The organism is uncultured Thalassospira sp. (assembly GCF_963976115.1).
Lineage (GTDB): Bacteria > Pseudomonadota > Alphaproteobacteria > Rhodospirillales > Thalassospiraceae > Thalassospira.
Genome location: NZ_CAXBJJ010000022.1, coordinates 1 through 22,491, shown reverse-complemented (window position 1 = coordinate 22,491; position 22,491 = coordinate 1). Strand labels below are relative to the sequence as shown.

General features: G+C 54.1%; 19 protein-coding genes and 1 pseudogene. 10 read left to right on the top strand and 10 right to left on the bottom strand.

Features of this window, described 5'->3' with window-relative positions; genetic code table 11:
* Nucleotides 1-152: 152 nt before the first annotated feature.
* The 4 genes from AAC086_RS21265 to AAC086_RS21250 all read left to right on the top strand — a co-directional run bounded on the left by AAC086_RS21265 (nucleotide 153) and on the right by AAC086_RS21250 (nucleotide 3,758).
* The gene (locus AAC086_RS21265) at nucleotides 153-623 is read left to right on the top strand and encodes a DUF305 domain-containing protein (RefSeq protein ID WP_339781811.1); all 471 of its coding nucleotides are present in this window, start codon (nucleotides 153-155) and stop codon (nucleotides 621-623) included.
* Between the two features lie 214 nt (nucleotides 624-837).
* Nucleotides 838-2,292: a YncE family protein gene (locus AAC086_RS21260; protein ID WP_339781810.1), complete on the top strand. Its 1,455-nt coding sequence runs from the start codon at nucleotides 838-840 to the stop codon at nucleotides 2,290-2,292.
* 117 nt (nucleotides 2,293-2,409) lie between these two features.
* Entirely contained in the window at nucleotides 2,410-2,955 is a 546-nt protein-coding gene (locus AAC086_RS21255) for a sigma-70 family RNA polymerase sigma factor (protein WP_339781808.1), read from the top strand.
* Entirely contained in the window at nucleotides 2,952-3,758 is an 807-nt protein-coding gene (locus AAC086_RS21250; protein ID WP_339781807.1) for an anti-sigma factor, read from the top strand. Before AAC086_RS21255 ends, AAC086_RS21250 begins: the two co-directional genes overlap by 4 nt.
* A gap of 63 nt (nucleotides 3,759-3,821) precedes the next feature.
* Here AAC086_RS21250 and AAC086_RS21245 read toward each other — a convergent pair whose 3' ends face one another.
* From AAC086_RS21245 to acs, 4 genes are all read right to left on the bottom strand, one after another.
* Nucleotides 3,822-4,676, bottom strand: coding sequence for a universal stress protein (locus AAC086_RS21245; protein ID WP_339781805.1), 855 nt, complete (start codon nucleotides 4,674-4,676; stop codon nucleotides 3,822-3,824).
* Between the two features lie 13 nt (nucleotides 4,677-4,689).
* Complete coding sequence (locus AAC086_RS21240; RefSeq protein WP_339781803.1) at nucleotides 4,690-6,180, bottom strand: SulP family inorganic anion transporter; 1,491 nt, start codon at nucleotides 6,178-6,180, stop codon at nucleotides 4,690-4,692.
* A gap of 373 nt (nucleotides 6,181-6,553) precedes the next feature.
* Nucleotides 6,554-8,689: a methyl-accepting chemotaxis protein gene (locus tag AAC086_RS21235; RefSeq protein ID WP_339781802.1), complete on the bottom strand. Its 2,136-nt coding sequence runs from the start codon at nucleotides 8,687-8,689 to the stop codon at nucleotides 6,554-6,556.
* Between the two features lie 359 nt (nucleotides 8,690-9,048).
* Entirely contained in the window at nucleotides 9,049-10,992 is a 1,944-nt protein-coding gene (gene acs, locus AAC086_RS21230) for an acetate--CoA ligase (RefSeq protein ID WP_339781801.1), read from the bottom strand.
* A 525-nt stretch (nucleotides 10,993-11,517) separates the two neighbouring features.
* Here acs and rmuC point away from each other — a divergent pair.
* Both rmuC and def read left to right on the top strand, forming a co-directional pair.
* Nucleotides 11,518-13,029: a DNA recombination protein RmuC gene (rmuC, locus tag AAC086_RS21225; RefSeq protein WP_339781799.1), complete on the top strand. Its 1,512-nt coding sequence runs from the start codon at nucleotides 11,518-11,520 to the stop codon at nucleotides 13,027-13,029.
* Nucleotides 13,030-13,227: 198 nt separating this feature from the next.
* Entirely contained in the window at nucleotides 13,228-13,746 is a 519-nt protein-coding gene (gene def / locus AAC086_RS21220; protein WP_339781797.1) for a peptide deformylase, read from the top strand.
* 237 nt (nucleotides 13,747-13,983) lie between these two features.
* Here def and AAC086_RS21215 read toward each other — a convergent pair whose 3' ends face one another.
* Nucleotides 13,984-14,301, bottom strand: coding sequence for an XRE family transcriptional regulator (locus tag AAC086_RS21215; RefSeq protein WP_339781795.1), 318 nt, complete (start codon nucleotides 14,299-14,301; stop codon nucleotides 13,984-13,986).
* A gap of 44 nt (nucleotides 14,302-14,345) precedes the next feature.
* Nucleotides 14,346-14,552: pseudogene (locus AAC086_RS21210) on the bottom strand (type II toxin-antitoxin system RelE/ParE family toxin); the annotation flags it as partial.
* 355 nt (nucleotides 14,553-14,907) lie between these two features.
* Here AAC086_RS21210 and fmt point away from each other — a divergent pair.
* The 3 genes from fmt (at nucleotide 14,908) to AAC086_RS21195 (ending at nucleotide 16,646) form a co-directional block, all read left to right on the top strand.
* On the top strand, nucleotides 14,908-15,840 hold the full coding sequence (fmt, locus tag AAC086_RS21205; RefSeq protein WP_339781793.1) for a methionyl-tRNA formyltransferase: 933 nt from the start codon (nucleotides 14,908-14,910) through the stop codon (nucleotides 15,838-15,840).
* A gap of 37 nt (nucleotides 15,841-15,877) precedes the next feature.
* The gene (locus AAC086_RS21200; protein WP_339781791.1) at nucleotides 15,878-16,102 is read left to right on the top strand and encodes a hypothetical protein; all 225 of its coding nucleotides are present in this window, start codon (nucleotides 15,878-15,880) and stop codon (nucleotides 16,100-16,102) included.
* A 250-nt stretch (nucleotides 16,103-16,352) separates the two neighbouring features.
* Entirely contained in the window at nucleotides 16,353-16,646 is a 294-nt protein-coding gene (locus AAC086_RS21195) for a GNAT family N-acetyltransferase (protein ID WP_339781789.1), read from the top strand.
* 97 nt (nucleotides 16,647-16,743) lie between these two features.
* Here AAC086_RS21195 and AAC086_RS21190 read toward each other — a convergent pair whose 3' ends face one another.
* Nucleotides 16,744-17,754 (bottom strand): LysR family transcriptional regulator, encoded by a 1,011-nt coding sequence (locus tag AAC086_RS21190; protein WP_339781787.1) that lies wholly within the window; start codon nucleotides 17,752-17,754, stop codon nucleotides 16,744-16,746.
* A gap of 153 nt (nucleotides 17,755-17,907) precedes the next feature.
* Here AAC086_RS21190 and AAC086_RS21185 point away from each other — a divergent pair, with 153 nt between their 5' ends.
* Nucleotides 17,908-18,093 (top strand): hypothetical protein, encoded by a 186-nt coding sequence (locus tag AAC086_RS21185; protein WP_339781785.1) that lies wholly within the window; start codon nucleotides 17,908-17,910, stop codon nucleotides 18,091-18,093.
* A gap of 232 nt (nucleotides 18,094-18,325) precedes the next feature.
* Here the strand turns inward: AAC086_RS21185 and AAC086_RS21180 are convergent, their stop codons facing one another.
* The 3 genes from AAC086_RS21180 to AAC086_RS21170 form a co-directional block, all read right to left on the bottom strand.
* Nucleotides 18,326-19,696 (bottom strand): MFS transporter, encoded by a 1,371-nt coding sequence (locus AAC086_RS21180; protein WP_339781783.1) that lies wholly within the window; start codon nucleotides 19,694-19,696, stop codon nucleotides 18,326-18,328.
* Between the two features lie 195 nt (nucleotides 19,697-19,891).
* Nucleotides 19,892-20,293 (bottom strand): DUF1850 domain-containing protein, encoded by a 402-nt coding sequence (locus tag AAC086_RS21175; protein WP_339781781.1) that lies wholly within the window; start codon nucleotides 20,291-20,293, stop codon nucleotides 19,892-19,894.
* Complete coding sequence (locus tag AAC086_RS21170; protein ID WP_339781779.1) at nucleotides 20,294-22,408, bottom strand: TRAP transporter permease; 2,115 nt, start codon at nucleotides 22,406-22,408, stop codon at nucleotides 20,294-20,296.
* Between the last annotated feature and the right edge of the window lie 83 nt (nucleotides 22,409-22,491).

Here is a 22,491-nt window from a genome sequence, read left to right as displayed (position 1 = left end):
GTTGCACGAGGCGGGATCATCCTGTTTTGGTTGTTGATGCGATCGATCAGAAATGTATTTTCGTCGAAATTTAAAAAAACATCATCCCTGACGGAATAATCGGCCCGGCCACCTGTCTAACTATTATCACATCCCAGACAGGAGCCCGCCCCATGACCCTCGTCCGATTTGCAACCTGCCATATTGGTGGTGCTTTGATATCATTTGCTGTGCTGGGCGGGAGCATCGCGTTCGCCCATAACGGTATTGATCACAGCAAACAGCAACCCGATGCGGTATCGGGTATGGCAATGGCAGGTTCCGCTGCGTCTGATCCTGCCTCGAATAAAAATCTGGCACATGAACAACCGTTTTTGCAGGGCAACGAAGCCGCGATGGCCAAAATGATGGCCGGGATGCATGTTCAGCCCACCGGCGATATTGACCGCGATTTTGTTGCGATGATGGCCCCGCATCATCAGGGTGCTATCGATATGTGCGTTGCCTTTTTGCCCTATGCCCAAAACCCGCAGCTTAAACGCCTGTGTCAGGAAATCATCGTGACGCAGCAGCAGGAAATTGCCGCGATGTTTCTTGCCATTGGCAAGGACCTGCCTCCGTCCACCCCCGCGCCCACCCGTTAGGCTTGATCTCGCGGTTATTTCGCGGTTTCAGCCCGCCATTCATCACACCGGGAATGTGCAGGGCTTCCCACCTGCACATTCTGTCTTCGGGGCCGGGTTTCTGTTCCCGCCCGGCCCCGGTCTGGTCCGCCCCGAACCAGCCGGGCGATTTTTATTTTGGCTCCCCCAACATCGCCATCTTCTTTCCTTCATCCCGTAAATGTCTGGAAACCCTATGAAACGTTTATTTGCCTCGACCTTTTTAACCTGCAGCCTGTTTGCCGGTGCCAGTGCGGCATTGGCCGGGCAGGCCCCGCTGGCTGATACGGCAAAGGACATCCCGATCAGTCATCATGACCGGGTTTATGCCGCCGAACAGTTTTCCAACACGGTTTCCGTGGTAGACCCGGCGGATAATAAATTGCTGGGCGTTATTCGGCTGGGTGACCCGCAGCCGCGCAATTTAAGCCCGCTTTATCGCGGGCAGGTACTGGTGCATGGCATGGGCTTTGCGCCCGACCATAAAACACTGGCCGTTGTCGCCGTGGGCAGCAATTCGATTTCCTTTATCGATACCGCGACCAACAGTGTCAAACACACCACCTATCTGGGCCGGTCCCCACACGAAGCGTTTTATACCCCCGATGGCAAGGAAGTCTGGGTTACCATTCGCGGGGAAGATTATGTTTCCGTGATCGATGCCGCCACGTACGAGGAAAAAACCCGCATCAAGGTGCCAGCAGGGCCGGGCATGCAGATATTTTCGCCAGACGGTAAATACGGTTATGTCTGTTCATCGTTTAATCCCGAAACACTGGTGATTTCGGTGGCGGACCACAAGGTCGTCGGCCATATCAAACAGGCCAGCCCGTTTTGCCCCAATATTGCCGCCAGCCCCGATGGCAAACAGGTGTGGTTCACCCTGAAAGATATTGGCAAGGTGCAGGTGTTTGATGCGCGCCCGCCGTTTGACGTGATCAAAACCATTGATACCGGGCCAATCACCAACCACGTTAATCTGGTGCATAATGTCAAGGGTACCTTTGCCTATGTCACCGTTGGCGGGCTTAATCAGGTCAAGGTTTTTAATGCCAAAACGTTCGCGCAGGTGGCAACCGTGCCGGTGGGAAAATTGCCGCATGGCCTGTGGCCGTCGGGCGACGGCACGCGGATTTATGTGGGCCTGGAAAATGACGATGCCCTGGCCGCAATTGATACCTTAACCAACAAGGTGGTGGCGACCATTCCGGTGGGGCAGGCTCCGCAGGCGGTAAATTATGTGCCCGGTGCCGTGACCAGCGGTGACGGCACGGCAAATTTGCAGCCACTGGGTAACACCGATCAGGCGGTGCAGTTTGTGTTGCACCCGGTTGACCATGTCGACCAGCAACCCACCAGCGTGTCACTGTTCGATCAGGGTTTGACCCAGGTGGTTCAGGCATCGGTGAGCGGGCTGGAACCCAAAAAGGATTACGTGCTGGCCTTGTCAAACCATGCCGATGGCAGTGGGGCGTTGCAGGCGATTGCGGCCTTTAAGGCCAATCCGGTTGGCGCTGGCATTGTTAACGCCCTTGGCCCCATTCGCCAGCTTGTGCAGGGCGAAGAAGGGGTGGCCAAGCGGTATCTGGTTATTGCCAGTGGCACGGTTGCCAATATCGGCAAAGCGGTGCAGGTGCAGGCCGCAGATTAGCCGTGATTGACTTGAACAATGCTGCCCGGCACCGGCTTAATGTACCGGGCAGCATGTTTTGTGCGTTCAAAACGAAAAACAGGCATACTCGACCAACAGCCCGGGCCGGAGGCCAGTATGATGCATGATGACGAGATGACCAGACGGATCGCACCGCTTATTCCGGCATTGCGCCGTTATGCGCGCGCCCTGATGAAAAATCCGGCGATGGCCGATGATCTGGTGCAGGATTGCCTGGAACGGGCGGTCAGCCGCTGGCATCAACACCGCAGCGATGGCAATACCCGCACATGGATGTTTACCATTTTGCATAATCTGGCAGTAAATAGCTGGCAGCAGGCCCGTTTTCGCGGCGTGCATGTGATGATTGACGATGTTGGCGATGCGGCATTTTCACATCCGCCACAACAGGACGAAAACCTGCATTTACAGGATGTGATGGCTGCATTGGAACAGTTGCCCGATGATCAGCGCAGCGTTGTTTTGCTGGTATCGGTCGAAGATTTATCCTACGCCGATACGGCAAAGGTGCTGGGTGTGCCGGTGGGGACGGTGATGTCGCGCTTGTCACGCGGGCGCGAACGCCTGCATCAAATCCTTGCCGGTGCCACAAATGGCACGATAGAAAAACCCCACGGACCAGCCTTGCGGAGGGTGAAATGAGCAACCGGCCCATCACCGAAGATGATCTTCATGCCTATATAGACGGTGCGCTGGACGCAGCACGCCACAAGGACGTTGAACGCTATCTGGCGTGCCACGAAGATGTTGCCGTTCGCGTGGCCGGATACCGCAAAGACCGCGATCTTTTGCGCAATGCCTTTGCCCGTGTGGCCGGGGAACCGGTGCCCTCGCGCCTGAATGTGGACCGTATGGTGGTCGCGCAGCGCCAGGCATCGCGCTATCAGATATGGCACTTGGCCGCCGCTGCGATGGTGATGCTGGTGGTTGGGGCCGCCGGGGGCTGGTCGTTGCATGGGCAATTACGCAGCCCCGACCCGACTGTTGCGATGGCAGCACCCGCAACCGGCATTGCCGCCCTGGCACGCGAGGCGGCAGACAGCTATGACGTTTATGCGCCGGATACTTTTCGCCCGGTTGAAATGCGTGCCGATGACAGTGCCGATTTTGTGCGCTGGGCATCGCAACGATTATCACACCCGGTCCGTTTGCCAGACCTTGCACCGGCGGGATATCGGTTTATGGGCGGGCGGATTATCGCAACCGCGCATGGGCCAGCGGCAATGCTGATGTATGATGACGACAAAGGGGTGCGGCTGGTGATGCTGACACGCCCGATGGAGGTTGATCAAAACGCAGCCATGACAAGCAGCCATCGCGGCGAGCTTGGCGGGTATAGCTGGGCGGATAAGGGGCTGGGATATAGCGTGGTTGCCCCGCTGGCCGATGGTACCTTGCATCCGCTGGCCGATGAGATCCGCCGTCAGTTGGGACATGATATTTGACAAAACAAAGGCGTGCGAACCCGAACGGTCGCACGCCTTGTGGCGTTTGTCGATGCCCTAAGCCTAGCGGAACAGCATCACCGGCACATGGCAGGAACGCACCATTTCGGTGGTGGTGCTGCCAATGATCAGGTTGCGAATGCGCGAATGGCCATAGGCCCCCATCACCAGCAAATCATAACCGTCTTTTTCAATTCGGGTTTTGATCACGGTTTCCGGATCGCCTTTTTCAACCGCACTTTCGGTATTGATCCCGGCATTTTGCAAAATCGCAACCGCATCATCCAGGGTCTGTTGACGTTCGCGGTTCATATCACCCGCTGCCAGCAGCAAGCACGACAGTCCCTTGAACACTTTGCTTTGGGCAATGTGGTCAATGGCTTTCATCACGCTGGGGCCACCATCAAAGGCGATGACGAATTTTTCAATCGGCTTGAACGCGCGCGAGGTGACCATGATCGGCTTGGTTGCGGCGCGCACCACCCGTTCCAGATTGGACCCCAAATGCATTTTGGCAAAATCGGCGGCTTCACCGCGTTTGCCGACAATGATCAGGTTGGTGTCTTTTTCAAATTCGGTAATGGCTTCGATCAAATCACCATGGCGCAGTTTGGTGCCAACTTCGGCAATGCCCTGGCTTTCAAGCTGTTCTTTGGCTTCGGCCAGTAATAGACGACCATGTTTTAAGGCCAGCTTGGCTTTTTGTTCATCAAGATCTGCCAGTTCCTGCAACAGGGCACTGCGTGCGCCCAGCTTCAGGTTACCACTGAAATCGGCATTTTCGCCGCTGCCTTGTCGGCGCCCCAGGACATGCATCAAATCAATCGATGCATCGGCGCGCTGTGCGATCCAGGCGGCATGGTCACAAACGCTGTGCGAATAAACCGACCCGTCAATCAGTGCGATCAGATGTGTCATTGGATATGTTCCCTTAATGCCCCATCAGGCGTTCAAATGCGCCGGGTTTATCGTGGATTGCCAGTTTATCGACAATGGTTTCACTGGCGTCATTGAGACCAATCAATTCGACCTCGGCCCCTTCACGGCGGAATTTAAGCACCACCATATCAAGCGCCGACACACTGGAAATATCCCAGATATGCGCGCGGCTGACATCGATCACAACTTTATCGAGGGCTTCTTTAAAATCAAAAGCCAGGGTAAATTTTTCGGCCGATGCAAAGAAGATCTGCCCTTCGACATGATAGGTGCGGGTGGCACCATCGGTTGAAATTTCGCTGCGGATACGGAAAATCTGTGAAATTTTCCAGGCAAAGAAAATGCCCGACAGCAAAACACCAACCAAAACGCCGATGGCCAGATTATGGGTTGCGACAACCACCACCACGGTTGACAGCATTACAACCGACGAACTGCGCGGATGGGTTTTAAGGTTTTTGATCGATGACCAGCTAAAGGTGCCGATTGATACCATGATCATGATGGCAACAAGGGCTGCCATCGGAATGATACGCACCAGATCGCCCAGAACCACGATCAGGATCAGCAGAAAAATCCCGGCCAAAAAGGTTGATAACCGGCCACGCCCCCCAGATTTAACGTTGATCACGGACTGTCCGATCATGGCACAACCTGCCATGCCGCCAATAAAGCCGGTGAAGAAATTGGCAATGCCCTGACCATAACATTCGCGAATACGGTTGCTTGGCGTGTCGGTCAGATCATCGACAATCGATGCCGTCATCAAGGATTCCAACAGGCCCACAGCCGCAACCCCGACCGAATAGGGCAGAATGATCAACAGGGTCTCAAGGTTGAACGGAACATTGGGGATCATAAAGGACGGGAACGCATCGGGCAGTTTGCCCATATCGCCCACCGTGTGGAAATCGGCGGTAATAAACAGTGAAATGGTGGTCAGAACCACAATTGCTACCAGCGGCGATGGCACCACCTTGGTCAGGCGCGGGAACAGGTAAATAATGGCCAGGCCCCCGGCCACCATCACATAGGTCACCCACGGCACATTGGTCAGTTCAGGCAACTGCGCCATGAAAATCAGGATGGCGAGTGCGTTGACAAAGCCGGTCATCACCGATTTGGAAACAAACTTCATCAAATTGCCCAGCCGCAGCAAGCCTGCGAGCATTTGCAAAACACCCGCCAGTACCGTTGCCGCCAGAAGATAATCCAGCCCGTATTCGCGCACCAGCGACCCCATTAATACAGCGGTTGCCGCGGTTGCTGCCGATATCATGCCGGGGCGTCCGCCGAAAATGGCGGTAATGACGGCAATTGAAAAAGACGCATACAGGCCGACCTTGGGGTCGACCCCGGCGATGATTGAAAAGGCAATGGCTTCGGGAATCAATGCCAGTGCCACAACCATCGCGGATAATACGTCACCCCGAATATTGCCCAGCCATTCGGCGCGTAATTTCGGTAGGAAATCTGTGTTCACAGGAATATCTCCAGTCGTCCCCTGTCCCATGGCCGGTGCCGTGGGTGGATTTTTTATCGGAATGTATGAAAGTGTAGAATGATCAATTGATTAGGTGCTTTGCCGCACAGGTATTTGTTGCGCCGGGAAATCTGGTTTCCGTCGCAGCCCCATATTGGCAATGATATTCTTGCACCTTACATTAAATTCTGATCCGTCATTGATCACATGCTGGTAAACAGCGAAATGTACATAGCCCAATTTGGATTGAAAAACAACCATTCGGGCGGTTTTGCTGCGATTGGGAAAATAAAAACCGCGCCTTTTCAATGGTAAGGCGCGGTTTTGTGTAATGTTATTAAATTACTATAACAAAGTTGGCGTATTGTTTTTCTCAGTCGCGATCCTGGATTTCAGCAAGAAAATCATCTATCTCGCTGCGTAAATTATAGGCCTGCCGGGCCAGACTGTCGGCCGCGATGGTGACATCGGCGGCTGCGGTTTCACTGCGTTTCGCCGCGTCGCCAACTCCGGCAATATTGCGCGTAACTTCGTCAGTACCTTGCGCACTTTGCTGGGTATTGCGGGCAATATCGCGGGTGGCGGCACCTTGTTGTTCAACCGAAGCGGCAATGGTGGTGCCAATGGTGTTGATATCGCTAATCACCTCGGAAATTGCCTGCATCGATAATACGGCTTCGCGGGTGGCGTCCTGAATGGTGATGATCTGATTGCTGATTTCACTGGTGGCCCGGCTGGTTTGTGCAGCCAGCGATTTCACCTCGCCTGCAACAACGGCAAATCCCTTGCCGGCATCCCCGGCGCGGGCCGCCTCGATGGTGGCGTTCAAAGCCAAAAGGTTGGTTTGCCCGGCAATATCATTAATCAGGGTTACAACTTCGCCAATGCGATCTGCACTTTGCGCCAGAGTTTTGACCAGATTGTTGCTTTCATTGGTGCGGGTAACAGCCCCTTGGGCAATGTCGCTTGATTTGTGGGCCTGATCGCTGATTTCGAGAATGGATGCCGATAATTGTTCGGCAGCAGACGCAACCGATTTGACATTGCCCGACGCCTGGCGCGCGGCAATAATGACGTTGTTGCTTAAAAGGTTGGTTTGGGCCACGGTTTCGCCCATCACACCGGCACTGGTCCGCATTGATTGCGATGCTTGCTGTACCAATGTTAGCGCTTCGTTGCTGCGGGTGCGGAATTTATCGATCGAGCGGTGAATTTCTTCGGCACGGTCCAGCTTGCGCCGACTTTCGGCTTCGCGTTCACCCGTCAGACGGGCATTTTCGCGCAAATTGGTGCGAAACAGACCCAGAGTTTCAAAAATGCGGCCCACGGCATTGCGGCTGCCCGGTTCGGGGATGGCAATATCAAGCTCGCCCTGCGCCAGGCGTTCCATCAGCGCGACTGCCTGGGTGAGCGGGCGGGTAATGCCGCGTCCCAATGACAGGCCCACCAGAACGGCAATTGCCGCAACACCGACCAGCAGCATCAGCGAAAAATTTCGCATCCAGATGGCCGGGGCAAAAATTTCGTCGCTGTCGATTTCGGCAACCATGGCCCATTTGGCATTTTCAAATGTCATTGGCACATAGGATGAAACCACGCTGGCCGCCCGATAGTTTAAATCTTCCATTGTGCCGGTTTTACCCGACAATGCATCTCGCACCTGTCTGGTGTCGATCTTGCGGCTCAGGCTGGTGCTTTCGCTGCCCATGCGGCTGTCATTACGCATCAGCAAATCCTGACCTACCAGGTAAACTTCCCCGCTTTGGCCCAGTCCTTCACTTTGCTGCAATACATCATTTATGCGAGCCACCGGAATTGCCACGGCAAAAACACCCACCCGGCTTTTGCCGTCATCGCCAAAAACCGGGGTTGCCAAAAAGGCGTTACCGGTGTTTTCAGCCGGGCCATACGGGCTGAAATCCTCGAACGCGATTTGTCCGGGCATGGCATTATTTGCCGCTTTAAACACCCGGCCCAATCCGGTTTGCGTCCACTCTCCATTGGCAACATTACTGGCGAAATCGGGGCGTTTGGCCTCGGAATACAAAACCGCGCCATCATTATTGATCAGGAAAATATCGCCGTAACCGCGTTCATCGAGCAGCTTTTCCATCCACGGATGATACTGGTGATGAATATCAGACCAGGTTGATCCGTCTTTGGCCTGTAATAACCGGTCGCGCTGGTTCGCGGGGTTGGGGTTTTGGGTAATATACAGATTTTGCAGGGTTTTTTCCGGATCGTTACCCAAATCGGACCAGGCAAAAGCAAACAGTTTCATCGCCTGACGGATGGCGGGGCTGTCGGCCTGAATGAGCAAATCCTGCCGCACGGAGCCCAGATATTGCCCCAGTTCGCTTTGCCGCGAATTGGCAAGGGCGTAAAGTTTGTCGGTGGCCCCTTCATTTAAGGCATCGCGGGCAATAACATAGCTTGAAATCGCTGTAATGGCGGTGGCCAAAATTGCAATCAGGGCGATAACAGACGGAATGACCCGTCGTAATGACATTCTGGCTAAAAACCCCACGATGCGCCTTTCTGTTTCTTGCCGCGTTGGGCATAGGCCAGACGCGCTTTATTACTCAAATGTATAGGGTTTTATCTATGAGGCTTTGCAGGTTCGGGGAAATCACATCTGTGTGCTGTTAAGGTGATACAAATGTGAACGATCATTCCAAAATGATGCTTGCCAAAACCTGACCCTGCAAAAGCAAAGCACAAATCGCTGTGTCGGGGCCGGTAAATGGAACCTGTCGCGCTGGTTTATAGGGGCGGGGGCGGGATAGCGGTTTGGAACCGGTATGAAAAAAGGGCGGCATCGGTTAAGGATGCCGCCCTTGAATGTCGTTGCCGGTAAAACCCGATTGGTTAACGGTTCTGGCGGTTATCGATCAGATCATCGACCACGCCGGGATCGGCCAGGGTCGAGGTATCGCCAAGCTGGTCATATTCATTGGCGGCAATTTTGCGCAAGATACGGCGCATGATTTTGCCCGACCGGGTCTTGGGCAGGCCCGGCGACCATTGCAGGTAATCGGGGCTGGCAATCGGACCAATTTCCTTGCGCACCCATTTTACCAGTTCGGCGCGCAATTCTTCGCTCGGTTCTTCATCGGCATTCAGCGTGACATAGGCATAAATGCCCTGCCCTTTAATGTCGTGCGGTACACCAACAACGGCGGCTTCGGCGACCTTGGGATGGGCGACAAGCGCGCTTTCTACTTCAGCCGTGCCCATGCGGTGGCCTGAAACGTTGATCACGTCATCGACGCGGCCGGTGATCCAGTAATATCCGTCTTCATCGCGGCGCGCGCCGTCGCCCGTGGTGTAGGTTCCGGGGAAAGCTGAAAAATAGGTCTGGATAAAGCGTTCATGGTCGCCATAAACCGTGCGCATCTGGCCCGGCCAGCTGCCTTTGATCACAAGGCTGCCATCGGTCGCCCCATCAAGTTCCTTGCCTTCATGATTCATCAGGGCCGGTTCGATGCCAAAGAAGGGCAAGGTCGCCGATCCCGGTTTTAAATCGGTCGCACCGGGTAATGGTGAAATCAGAATGCCGCCGGTTTCGGTCTGCCACCAGGTATCGACAATCGGGCATTTCCGCTTGCCGACATGCTCATGATACCATTCCCAGGCTTCGGGGTTAATCGGCTCGCCCACCGATCCCAAAATGCGCAGCGACGACAGGTCGGCCTTTTCCACCCAGTCGGCCCCTTCACGCATCAGGGCGCGAATGGCGGTGGGGGCGGTATAGAAAATATTGACCTTGTGCTTGTCGCAGACTTGCCAGAAACGCGATGCATCCGGGTAGCTTGGCACACCTTCAAACATTAGCGTGGTGGCACCATTGGCCAGCGGGCCATAAACGATATAGCTGTGCCCGGTGACCCAGCCCACATCGGCTGTGCACCAGTAAACATCGCCATCGTGATAATCGAACACATATTTATGCGTCATCGAGGCATAAACCAGATATCCGCCCGATGTGTGCAAAACCCCCTTGGGCTTGCCGGTGGAACCTGATGTGTAGAGCACAAATAACGGGTCTTCAGCGTTGATTTCGGTCGGCGGGCAATCGGGCGATGCCGCATCGCAAACATCCTGATACCAGACATCGCGCGCGTCATTCCACGGAATATCCTTGCCGGTATGTTTGACCACAACCAGCTTTTCAACGGTTTTGATCCCGGGATGGGTCAGGGCTTCGTCGGCATTGCGTTTCAGGGCAACGCCACGGCCACCGCGCAAACCTTCGTCCGACGTGATCACAACCTTGGCACCGCAATCTTCGATGCGACCGGCCAAAGCCTCGGGCGAGAAACCGCCAAACACGATGGAATGAATGGCACCGATGCGTGCACAGGCCAGCATCGACACCGCAGCGGCGGGGATCATCGGCAGGTAAATGACAACCCGGTCGCCTTTGTTAACGCCCATGGATTTAAGGGCATTGGCAAAACGCGAAACGCGTTCATGCAGGTCTTTATAGGTGATGTGTTCGGAAACAGAGGGATCGTCACCTTCAAAAATGATCGCGGTTTGATCGCCGCGCGTCGCAAGGTGGCGGTCCAGGCAGTTGGCCGCAACATTCAGCGTGCCGTCTTCATACCATTTGATATAAAGATTATGCGGGTCATAGCTGACATTTTTGACCTTGGTGTAAGGCTTGATCCAGTCAATGCGCTTGCCATGTTCGCCCCAGAAGCCTTCCGGGTCATCAATCGATTGCTTGTACATGGCATCGTATTTGGCCTTGTCGATCAAGGCGCTTTTGGCGATTTCCTCGGAGACGGGATAAACGTTCGCAGACATTGTTGAGCCTCTTGTTCGTTTCCTGTGGTCGGTCACGGGTTTCAGGAGCCGTTTGAAACATGGTATCGTGGCCGATGCCAACCCCTGATTTTTCCGGCTAACCGATTGATGTGGCCGTTTTATGGTTCACCAAAATTATCCGGTGTCCGATATTTCTGCCGTCAATCGCTGGCCTTTATCTTGTTCCATGCTAGCGGTCTGAACCGTCGCAGGAAATACAACTTAAGACGGGGGCAAAGCGCCCGGTCCGGGCAAGGCGATATGACAGAACAAAAACAAAGCAGCCGGAACGGTTCTGGCGACGGTTAATTATCTTGTTGAAACATAGGTGAATTTTACCGAAATTTCCAGCGATGGTTACGCCCCTGCGCTGTGTGGCGCTCCAGTGTCACCTGTGCTGCCGGTTCGGTAACGTCATTGTGCGGCCTGTTAAACGGTGAATGTCGCCAGATAACGGGATGGTTGCTGGATTTGACGGAACAAAACAGATACAAGCAGGCAATATTACAGTCAGATGGGGTGGTTATGGATCCGGTTTCTTTGGCCGTGGGTGGCATTGCGGTTTTGGTGGTGTCGCTGATTTTCAGTGTGCAATTGGTTAAACGCGCGCGGGACTCGGCGATGGCCGAGGCCGAGGCGCACAGTGCCCTGCTGGCGGCACAGCTGGAACAGACCGAAACCACCCGGCGCGAACTGGCAACCGAACTGGCCCAGTTGCGCGACCGTTTTGACGCCGCGTCGGAAAAACGTGCCATTGCCGAAACCACAGCCAGCCGGGTGCCGGGGCTGGAAAGTGAAATTCGCGAATTGCGGGGCTCGCTGGAGCATTGGCGCGAAAAAGGCGCCGAACTTGAAACGTCGCTGGAAAAAGAACGCGAAGCCGCACAGGAAAAGCTGCAAATGCTGGATGATGCGCGGGTCAAGTTGCTTGATAGTTTCAAGGTGCTGTCGTCCGATGCCCTTAAAATCAACAATGATGAATTCATGAAAATGGCGCGTGAAAACTTCTCGCGTCTTCAGGAAGGGGCCAAAGGCGACCTTGAAAAACGCCAGCAGGCGATTGACGGGCTGGTAAAACCCATCCGGGAACGGTTAGAGGCCTTTGATGTAAAGGTAAATGAGCTTGAAAATTCACGCAAGCAGGCTTATGGCGAGTTGCGCGAACAGGTTGGGTCGCTGGTGACATCGCAACAGCGCCTGTCACGCGAAACGCAAACGTTAAGCTCGGCCCTGCGGTCCAGCTCGGCGGTGTCGGGCAAGTGGGGCGAATTGCAGCTTAAACGCATTGTCGAGCTGTCAGGGATGCTCAACCATTGTGATTTCGAAGAACAGGTTCACTTCAAAACCGATGAGGGTGACCAGAAACCCGATATGGTGATTCGCCTGCCAGGCGGTAAAAACATTGTTGTCGATGCCAAGGCCCCGACCTCGGCCTATCTTGAGGCGATTGAAGAAAAACATGATGACGCCCGTCGCGAAGCCCTGATGACGACCTATGTTGCCAATGTGCGCAAGGTCATTACCGGTCTCTCCAAGAAATCCTACTGGAAATCCGTTAATTCGCCAGAATTTGTGGTGTTGTTTTTGCCCGGTGAAAGCTTTTTCTCGGCAGCATTGGAACGTGACCCCAGCCTGATCGAAGACAGTTTTCGCGACGGGGTGATTTTGGCAACGCCAACCACGCTTTTGGGCCTGCTAAAGGCGGTGGCCTATGGCTGGCGCCAGGAAGCATTGGCCGATAATGCCCGCGAGATTAGCGAAATTGGTCAGCAATTGTTTGACCGCTTGGGAGCCCTTGCCAAAAACTTTACGGCGATGGGTAAATCGCTTGAAGGGACGGTCAAGCATTACAACAAGACGCTGGGGTCGCTGGAAAGTTCGGTTCTGGTGTCGGCCAAGCGACTGAAGGAAAAGCAAATTGTTGCCGATGATCGCGAAATCGATCAGCCCTTGCAGTCTGAAACCCATGTGCGTCAGCTCAGCAAGCCCGAACTGACGGTCGATTTGCTAGAAGAGGGTGGTGCAACCAAGGTCTGAGCCTGATCAGGAGCCTGATCCTGAGACGGATGTGTTGCCACGGGCCTTGCAGTGGCAGGCAGGGCATCTTTCTTGGGGGGGATGGGGACGGACTTCTTGACTCCCATAACTTGCGGTCTTATCTCCAAGCCCGACTTATATTATATTGAAACCGTTCCATTGGGGGCGGTTTCATCCTTTGCATCCGGAAAACCTGACATGGCCTTGCGTGAAATTCTTATCGTTCCTGATCCTCGCTTAAAGCAGGAATGCGACCCGGTATCGGAGGTGAATGACGAAGTTCGCCAGATTCTGGATGATATGCTTGAAACCATGTATGACGCGCCGGGCATTGGCCTTGCCGGTCCGCAGATTGGCGTCATGAAGCGCCTTGTGGTGCTCGATGTTTCCGATGACAAGGAAAAACCCGAACCCATGAAGCTGGTGAACCCGGAAATCATTTGGGAATCGGAAGATTGCTCGGTCTATCAGGAAGGCTGCCTGTCGATCCCTGATCAATATGCCGATGTGGAACGCCCGCTTGAAGTTGGCGTGCGTTACCGAGATGAAAACGGCAAAGAACACGAGATCGAGGCCGAGGGATTGCTGGCAACCTGCATCCAGCACGAGATCGACCATCTTGATGGTATCCTGTTTACCGATTATCTCAGTGCTTTGAAACGCAACATGATCCTGAAAAAGGTCATCAAGCTGCAAAAATCCAAGAAATCAGCCTGATCTGTCCGCTATCGTCTGCGCGAGAAGACGGATATTTTAATAAGGGCTTGTTTTCCGGCTTTTTTGCTGTCGCAGTCATCTCAGACTACCGCTTTAGCGTGCTGGAACGTAATATGGTCCTGAAAATTTAACGGAATCGTATCAGGTTGCAAAGCCGGTGTGTATCTGGACATAGAAAACCCCCGAAGTTGATATCCAACTTTCGGGGGGCAGTTCATTTTGCAGGGGCGTTTCTTGTCAGCTATCCGATAAAGATTTGAGACGTAGTGGTGTTTTATGGTCGGGAAACCTGACTGTAAGCTCTAGTTCTCCACCGCAGGCTTCGACGAAATTCCGTAAAGTCGAGATATACATGTCAGTCTGGCGTTCCATCTTGGAGACGGAAGCCTGTTGGATGTTTAGGTGCCTGGCAATGTCATTTTGTACCAGGCCTCTTAGTTTTCTCAGTTTTTCAAGGTTGCTGACTTCTTCCAGGAATATGTCAGCGCGGGATTCGATGAGCTCGCGGCGTTCTTTGGGGAGCTCCTGTAAAATCTCGCCCAGTTTGCGTGCCATTGTATGTCTGCCTTAGTGTTTCAGCTTGTTTAGATATGTATGGACTATGATGATAAATAGCTGTCGTAACGTTGATCGGCTGTCGCGATCAATTTTTTGTAAAACCGGTTCTGATTGGTACCGGTCTTGTTGCCTGCTACCAGAATGACAGCATTGCGTTGCGGATCAAATGCGAATGCAATCCGCCATGCACCGCCTTGATAACTGAAACGGAATTCTTTCATGTTTGGGTGCTTTGAGCCGTTAAGAGTGTCTACATACGGTCACCCGATGCTTGGTCCGCCAATTTCAAGTGCACGAGCCTTGGATAGAACCTCGTTTTGCATGTCTTCATCAAATTGGTTGGTGAATTCGTGATCGAACTCGTTACAAAAAATGACTGTCCACATTTTTAATGTCTTAATAAAAATAGGGTTTTGAAATGTTCGGCTATCCTCGAAATATGATAATATAGCCTTGAATGAATATATCTCCTGATGAATTAGTCGTCAAGGGCTATATTTGGGGCAGGCGTAGGTATGGCTTGTTATTTCGGCGAGATAGAGCCAAATTACCGTCAAATATTCTGATAAACATGATGACACGATGATGAATGGACCAGCCGTCATGACGAAATTGCGAATTGCCTTTATGGGAACGCCGGATTTTGCCCTGGTGGCATTAAAGGACCTGGTAAAGGCCGGTCATGATGTGGTGTGCGTGTATTCGCAACCGCCGCGCCCCGCCGGTCGCGGGCATAAGGAAACCCCCGGCCCGGTTCATGCCTGGGCCGCCGATCACGGGATCGAGGTGCGTACGCCGGTATCGCTGAAATCCGACGTCGAAAAACAGGCCTTTGCCGATTTGAACCTGGATGTGGCGGTGGTGGCGGCCTATGGCCTGATTTTGCCCAAGGCCATTCTGGATGCGCCCAAAATGGGCTGTTTGAACATTCATGCGTCGCTGTTGCCGCGCTGGCGCGGGGCCGCCCCGATCCAGCGGGCGATTCTGGCCGGGGATGATAAAACCGGTGTCACGATTATGCAAATGGATGTAGGGCTTGATACCGGCGATATGTTGCTGGTTGATGAAATTGCCATTACCCCGGCAACCTATGCCAATGCCCTGCACGATGATTTGGCCGATATGGGCGGGCGTTTGATTGTTGAGGCGCTTGAAAAATTGCCTGCGGGCGACCTGGTGGCGACACCGCAGCCCGAAAATGGCGTGACCTATGCCGCGAAACTGGAAAAGGCCGAAGCCCGGCTGGACTTTGCCGATGATGCCTGCGTGCTGGAACGTAAAATTCGTGCCTTTACGCCGTGGCCGGGGGCCTATTTTGACCTGGGCAAAGAACGGATCAAAGTTCAGGTGGCCGAAATTATTGCCGATGCCAGCGGCCAGCCTGGCGAGATTATCGACGATCAACTGACCATCGCGTGTGGCAGTGGTGGTGCCTTGCGCCCGACCCGCATTCAGCGCCCCGGCAAAGCCGCAATGGATGCCGATGCGGTGTTACGTGGTTTTGATAAACTGGCACAAGGCGTTATTTTGGCCTAACGCCAATGGTTTCAGTTTATATTCGAAGGGATTTTCCATGTTGCCGCCACGCCCTGTCACCAATCAGGATGGGGACCAGTTGGCACAGTTGATTGCCACGGTTTTTGCCGAATATCGCGGTTGTGTGTTTGATCGCGCCGCCGAGTTCCCGGAACTGTCTGCCATTGCCGATGATTTCGCCCCAAACGGGGCAATCTGGGTGGTAGAAAAGGAAGCGGGTGTGATTGCCGGATGCCTCGGTATTAAAGCATTTTTCCTTTAATATGACCCATTTTGCCAGCTCAGCCTGCCGCCTGGCAAGGAGAAGTCCGCCGGGCGTAATGGGTTTACGGACAAGGATTTCGACGCGGCCAGGCGGCAGACTGTGCTGGCCCACAGGGTTTGATTTTGGCGGTGTTTGGCGGCGTTACACCGCTCGCCCGATGCGCCGCATCGCGCAGCGCGCTGTGCCTTGCCAAACGACACGCCAAAAACAAACAAAATGGGTCATATTAAAGGAAATATGCTTTAAAGTGTCGCCTGATTTGGCCGAGGCGGAATTGCACAAGGTTTACCTTGATAAAAATTGCCGCGGGCAAGGCATAGCACAGCTTATGTTGCAAACGGCGCGCGACTGGCTAATGCAGAATTATCCGGCCTGTCAGCGTTTATTGTTATGGACCGACAGCCGCTTTGATGCCGGGCACCGGTTTTATCAAAAATGCGGTTTTGTGCAAACCGGCGAAACCCGCGAGCTTGCGGATCTGAGCCAGTCTCGTGAACTGGCCTTTGCGGCGGCTCCTTCTCGTCTTTTGGTGGCGCGTTGACGCCGCTTTATCGGCATAAAACCAGACCAAAACACCCCGTTCGCCTTGTGCGCTACGGGTGTTTTTTGGGGAGGACCGGCGACCGAAAGCCGTTAAATCAGGATGCCTGGCCTTTGGCAGCAGCTTCGGGGTTTAAGGCCTTTTGATCGGCCTGTGCCGGTTTGGCGTCTTCGCGCGGGCGGGTAAAGGAACGGGCATCGCGCATGCCCAGTTCCCATGGCGGGACCGGGGTAAATTTTTCGGCCAGAAAGTCCACAAAGGCGCGGACCTTGGGCGAAAGATGCCGTTTATGCGGATACACCGCCGAAATCCACGCGCGATCATGGATAAAATCGGTCAGAACCGGGGTAAGGCGGCCGGCACGAATGTCTTCATGGACCAGATATTCGGCCAGTCGCGCCATGCCAAGCCCGGCGACAACCGCCGCATGCAGGGCATCGCCGTCATTGGCGGAAAAACTGCCCTGGGCGCGAAACGACATGTGGCCTTCGGGGGTTTCAAAGTGCCAGTCGTTGAAACTTTCGCGCGAGGATAAATGCAGGCAGTTATGATGGACCAGATCCTGCGGTTTGCGCGGAATGCCGTTTTTTTCCAGATAATCGGGCGATGCGACAATAAAGCGGCGGTTCACCGCATATTTGCGCGCAATCAGCGAGGAATCTTCAAGTTCGGATAACCGGATCGCCAGATCATAGCCATCGTTGACCATGTCGGTAAATTTATCGTCCAGGGTCAGTTCGATTCGCACATCGGGATACATATTGAGAAATTCCGGGATCAGCGGCACCACCTGATATTTGGTAAAGGCCACCGATGCGTTGATCCGTAATGTGCCGCGCGGGGCGGCATAAAGCTGGGTCACGACTTCTTCGGCTTCTTCGATTTCCGTCAGGATGGTACGCGCGCGTTCGTAAAAGGCGCGGCCTTCTTCCGTCAGGCTGAGCTGGCGGGTGGTGCGCATCAGCAACCGCGCCCCTAACCGGTCTTCCAGCCTTGATATATATTTCGATACCGCCGACGGCGACAGGCGCAAGGCCCGGGCCGCTGCTGAAAAGCTGCCTTCTTCAACAGCATAGACAAAAATTTCCATTTCTGCAGCGCGATCCATCGGCGTTTCCTTAGATCATTTGGTTATTTGTGATCATTGTTCATAAGTAATGTGCATATTGAGGTAATTCCCCTTCGCAGTAAAGAGAATTAGATTGTTTTTCAGACGAGGCGGTGATGGTGCCGCACAAAACGAAATTTAAGGAGGTCCGCTATGAGGACGTTTGCTGACATCAAATTGCTGACGATTGAAACCAGCGAGATCGAAGCTGGCGTGCGTAAGGGCCAGCAGCTTCGCGCCGAATATATCAGTGGTTTCTTTCGCAGCCTGTTCAAGGGCGTTAGCCCCAAGGCGCGCCATGATGCGACCCCGGCCGGTACCGTTGGCGGTGCAGCCTGATCATCCGCAAGGATTTTAACCGTGAGCGCGGTTTGCGCGCTCCGGTCTTCTACCGAGTTCTATGATAGCGTTCTTCCTCCCAAGTTATGACGCTGTTTTCCCGACTGGCCCGGACACTTTTGTGTTCCGGGCCATTTTTTTGCCCGCGATTACCCATTTGTGCCGAAATGTGCAAGATGCCCGCAATTTGATCTGCGCTGAAAATAATGGATCGCCATCCTGCACAGGTTCTTCAGGCGGGATCGTGTTGTTTGATCTGCGGTGGCACATAAAAGCCGGGGCGTTCTGCCAACCACGATAACAGGGTGGCAATCGCCATGCCAATAACTGTTGCGATCAATATGGTGGGTAATTGAACGTTGGCAGCAAACAGCCAGCCATATATGGGCGGCCCTGCCGATGATGCCAGTACCATGATCGCGGTCAGGCTGGAGCGAACGGAACCGATTTCGTTCATCGGCACCAGTTCGGGGACGATTGCGGTACGCAAAGTGGTGGCAAAGCCGGTGGTAAGACCCGCCAGTGCCATATAAACCAAAATAATTTGTGCCGTTTCGGTCCATGCCAGCACGATAACCGCCATCATCAGGGGCAGCAAATGCCAGGGAAACAGTTTGCGCGCCCCGAATTTGTCGATCAGCGGGCCACTGCCAAACGCACCTAACACCGATGTGATGGCAAAAAGAGTAAAGCCCGCAGCAAACCAGCCCAGATCAAAGCCCTTTTGGCTGGCAATAACGGCCTGATGAAAAAACAGTGCGGTTAACACCAGGGGCTGCCCCGCCATCATCAGCATGGATAACCAGATATAGGCCGACTTAAACAGGCGCGGATGGGCCGGGCTGCTGCTGGTGGCGGAGAGGCTTTGAGAATGAGAAGCGGCGGTTTTATGCCCCGTTTCTGGCCGGTCTTGTCGGGATGAAAGGCTATCTGTGTTGGTTTGGGCTGTGGCGGATGTGCTTTTTTCCTGCGTCTGCGGTGTTGGGCTGGCCAGCGGTTCGGTTGCGGGGGCGGCCCTGAAGCCGTGATTGCCCCGCACCAGCCAGGCCGCAAGGGGCATCATCACCCCTAAAATCGCGATTCCCGCCGCAACATAAGCCCCGCGCCAGCCAAGGGCGGCAATCAGGGCCAAAAAGATGGCGGGCATCACCGCTTCGGCCATCGGGAAACCAAAGGCGGCAATGGCAAGGGCGCGGCCCCGGTTCTGGTTAAAATACCGGGCGATGCTGGTCATGCTGACATGTGACATCAAGCCCTGGCCCGCAAAGCGCAACATAAACAGTCCGCCAATCAGGACAATGACATTGCCTGCCGCCGACATCACAAAACAGCCAAGGGCAAGAAAAACCATGACGATAAGGCTGTAGTGCAACATGTCGATCCGGTCGATCATGCGGCCAATAAAGGGCAGGGCGACCGCACTGGCAATGGTGATCCCGGCGTAAATATTGGCAAAGCCGGTTTCATTAATGCCCAGGCTTTGCGAAATGAACGGCACAAACAGGGCGATCAGGAATGTTTGACCAAATGCCGAGCCGAAACTGTGCAGGGCACCAAAAGCCAGCGGGCGGGGTGCTTGTCGCAAAAGGGTTAAAAATGCCATTTTAAAGCAATTTTCCTTTAACATCTTATCGGCTTGAATTTTAAAGATTTTTTCTTTTAATCACGGCAAATAAGAAAATTGTATCGATTCAAAATGGTCTCGTCCACCCGCCTTGCGGCACTGTTGGCGTATTAAAAAACGGCATTGACGGGGATACAATGCCGTTTGAAGTTTTTGGCTGGTTCTGTATTTGGCTTATCCGTGCGAGGAAACGGTGCCAGCGGGGCCCTCAACATCGCACGGTGTCACCTTGATCGGGGCTTGCGCCTGTTCGCCCAGATCAAGGCAGTTCTTTAATTGCGGGCTGCATACATGCCAGCCGTCCCCGGTGGCCCCCGATGCGGCAAGGTTCAGTTCCGGCAACGGGTTCAAGTGCGGGGTGTAAACCCACCAATGGTCTTTTAAAACCGCATCGGGCGGCGGTTCCATTCCGGCGCCGCCGCCTTTTACGCGGGCTTGGACAAGTTGCAGTCCGGCAGGGGTGATGTGGTAATCTTCCTGCCAGCCGGTATGTTCCACCGAATGCATCCACGACAAGGTAAAGGCCGTGATGGCGAGGCTGATGGCTTTACCGGCGCTGAGAATGCAAAGTCCCATTTATTGTGCCCCGGCCGCATCGCCGGTTTTGCGTAACCGCAACCAGTGCATGGCGGCGAAAAGCGCAAACAGGGCAAAGCCCAATATATCGGTTATCGGATAGGCCGCAATCAGGGTGAACGCCGCCACCACTGCGATCAGGCGTTCAGGTATCGTCAGGCGGATATTGAACGCACCAATCACGGCCATGCCCCACAGGCCAATGGCGATGGCGGTTTTGATAAAGATATAGGCGACCGCTGGCCAATAGCCGATTTCTTCGGCCATCGGGCCCCCATCCTGAAGCATCAATGCCGGGGTATAAACCGACATGAACGGGATCAGGAAGCCCGCCGCAGCGACCTTGATCGCCTCGAACGAGATTTTAAGCCCGCTTGCCCGGGCAATGGGTGCTGCGGCAAAGCAGGCCAGTGCTACCGGCGGTGTCAAATCGGCAAGAATGCCGAAATAAAACACAAACATGTGGCTAACGATCAGCGGCACACCCAATTGCAACAGGGCCGGACCGGCAATCGATGACGTGATGATATAGTTGGGAATGGTCGGAATGCCCATGCCCAGCACGATGCAGGTGATCATGGTCAGCACCAGCGACAAAAACAGGCTTTGTGACCCGACATGGACAATGAAAGCACCAAAGGTATTGGCAACCCCGGTTAAGGTCATGGTGCCAATAATGATGCCGACAATGGCACAGGCAACCCCCACCGGCAGGGCGGTTTTTGCCCCTTCGGCCAGCGAGTCGCGGCAGATCAGCAAGGTCTTGCGCCCGCCCTTGGACAAGGCACACCACGCCATCAGCGCGGCAATGGCAATGATGATAACGTAAATGCCAAATTCAAGGAACGCGGCGGCAACCAGGCCAAGGCCGATCCAGAAAATCATGCGGATCGTGCTGTTGGGCAGGCCCAGGATGATCGAGCTTCCCAAAATCAGTAAAACCGTCAGCGACAGGCCAACTGTGCCTGCAAAAAGCGGGGTGTAACCGGTAAACAGCAAATAAACCAGCACCGCCAAAGGAAACAGCAGATACCAGCCTTTGCGAATGGCGGCACGCGGCGAAGGTAATTCGGATTTGGCAATGCCCGACAGGCCATATTTACCTGCCTCGAGATGCACCATCCAGAAGACCGAGGCAAAATACAGAATAGCCGGAATTAACGCTGCCTGGACGACCTCGTAATATTCAACGCCCAGTGTTTCGGCCATGATAAAGGCCACAGCCCCCATCACCGGCGGCATCAATTGGCCCCCCATGCTTGATGTGGCCTCAACCCCGCCAGCAAAGGCCGGGCGATAGCCAAAACGTTTCATCAGCGGAATGGTGAACTGGCCGGTTGTCACCACATTGGCAACGCCAGAACCCGAAATGGTGCCCATAAGCCCCGACGAAATCACCGAAACCTTGGCCGGGCCGCCGCGCGCATGGCCGACAAGGCCCATCGACACATCGGTAAACAACTGAATCATCCCGGCTTTTTCCAGAAACGCGCCAAACAGGATGAACAGGAAGATATAGGTCGATGAGACATAGACCGGAATGCCGTAAATGCCCTCGGTGCCATAGGTCATATGGTCAATCACCTGGGTAAAGGCATATCCGCGATGATTAAGTGGCGAGGGCAGATATTGTCCCAGCAGGCAATAAGCCAGAAAACATGCGGCAATGATCGGCAAAGCCGGGCCCATCAACACATAGGCCCCGGCAAACACCCCGATCAGGGCAATGATGCCAAAAACAATATCGATGGTCAGCGGGTCGCCTGCGCGCAAAATCAGATCGTTATATTCGATCCATTGATAACCCGCGACGGCAACCCCTGAAAGTGCGACAATCCATGCCAGTGTTTTAACCGGCAGGCTGGCTTTGCGGCCAATCGCGATCAGCGGAAAAATCAGCAGGATCAAAAAACCGACATGGATGGCGCGCGTGACCTGGCTGGGAAAATCGATCAGATGGGCGGCGGTTGAAATCTGGAAGGTTGAAAAAACAAACGCGATCCAGAACAGCAAGCGCCCTTCAAATGTCGGGGCAAAACTGTCGACCAGCGGGTCATGAATGCCCAGATCAGGGGAATCGGCAGGTACGTTATGGTGAGATTGGTCTTGCGACATTTAAAGCATATTTCCTTTAATATGACCTATTTTGTTTGTTTTTGGCGTGTCGTTTGGCAAGGCACAGCGCGCGGCGCGATGCG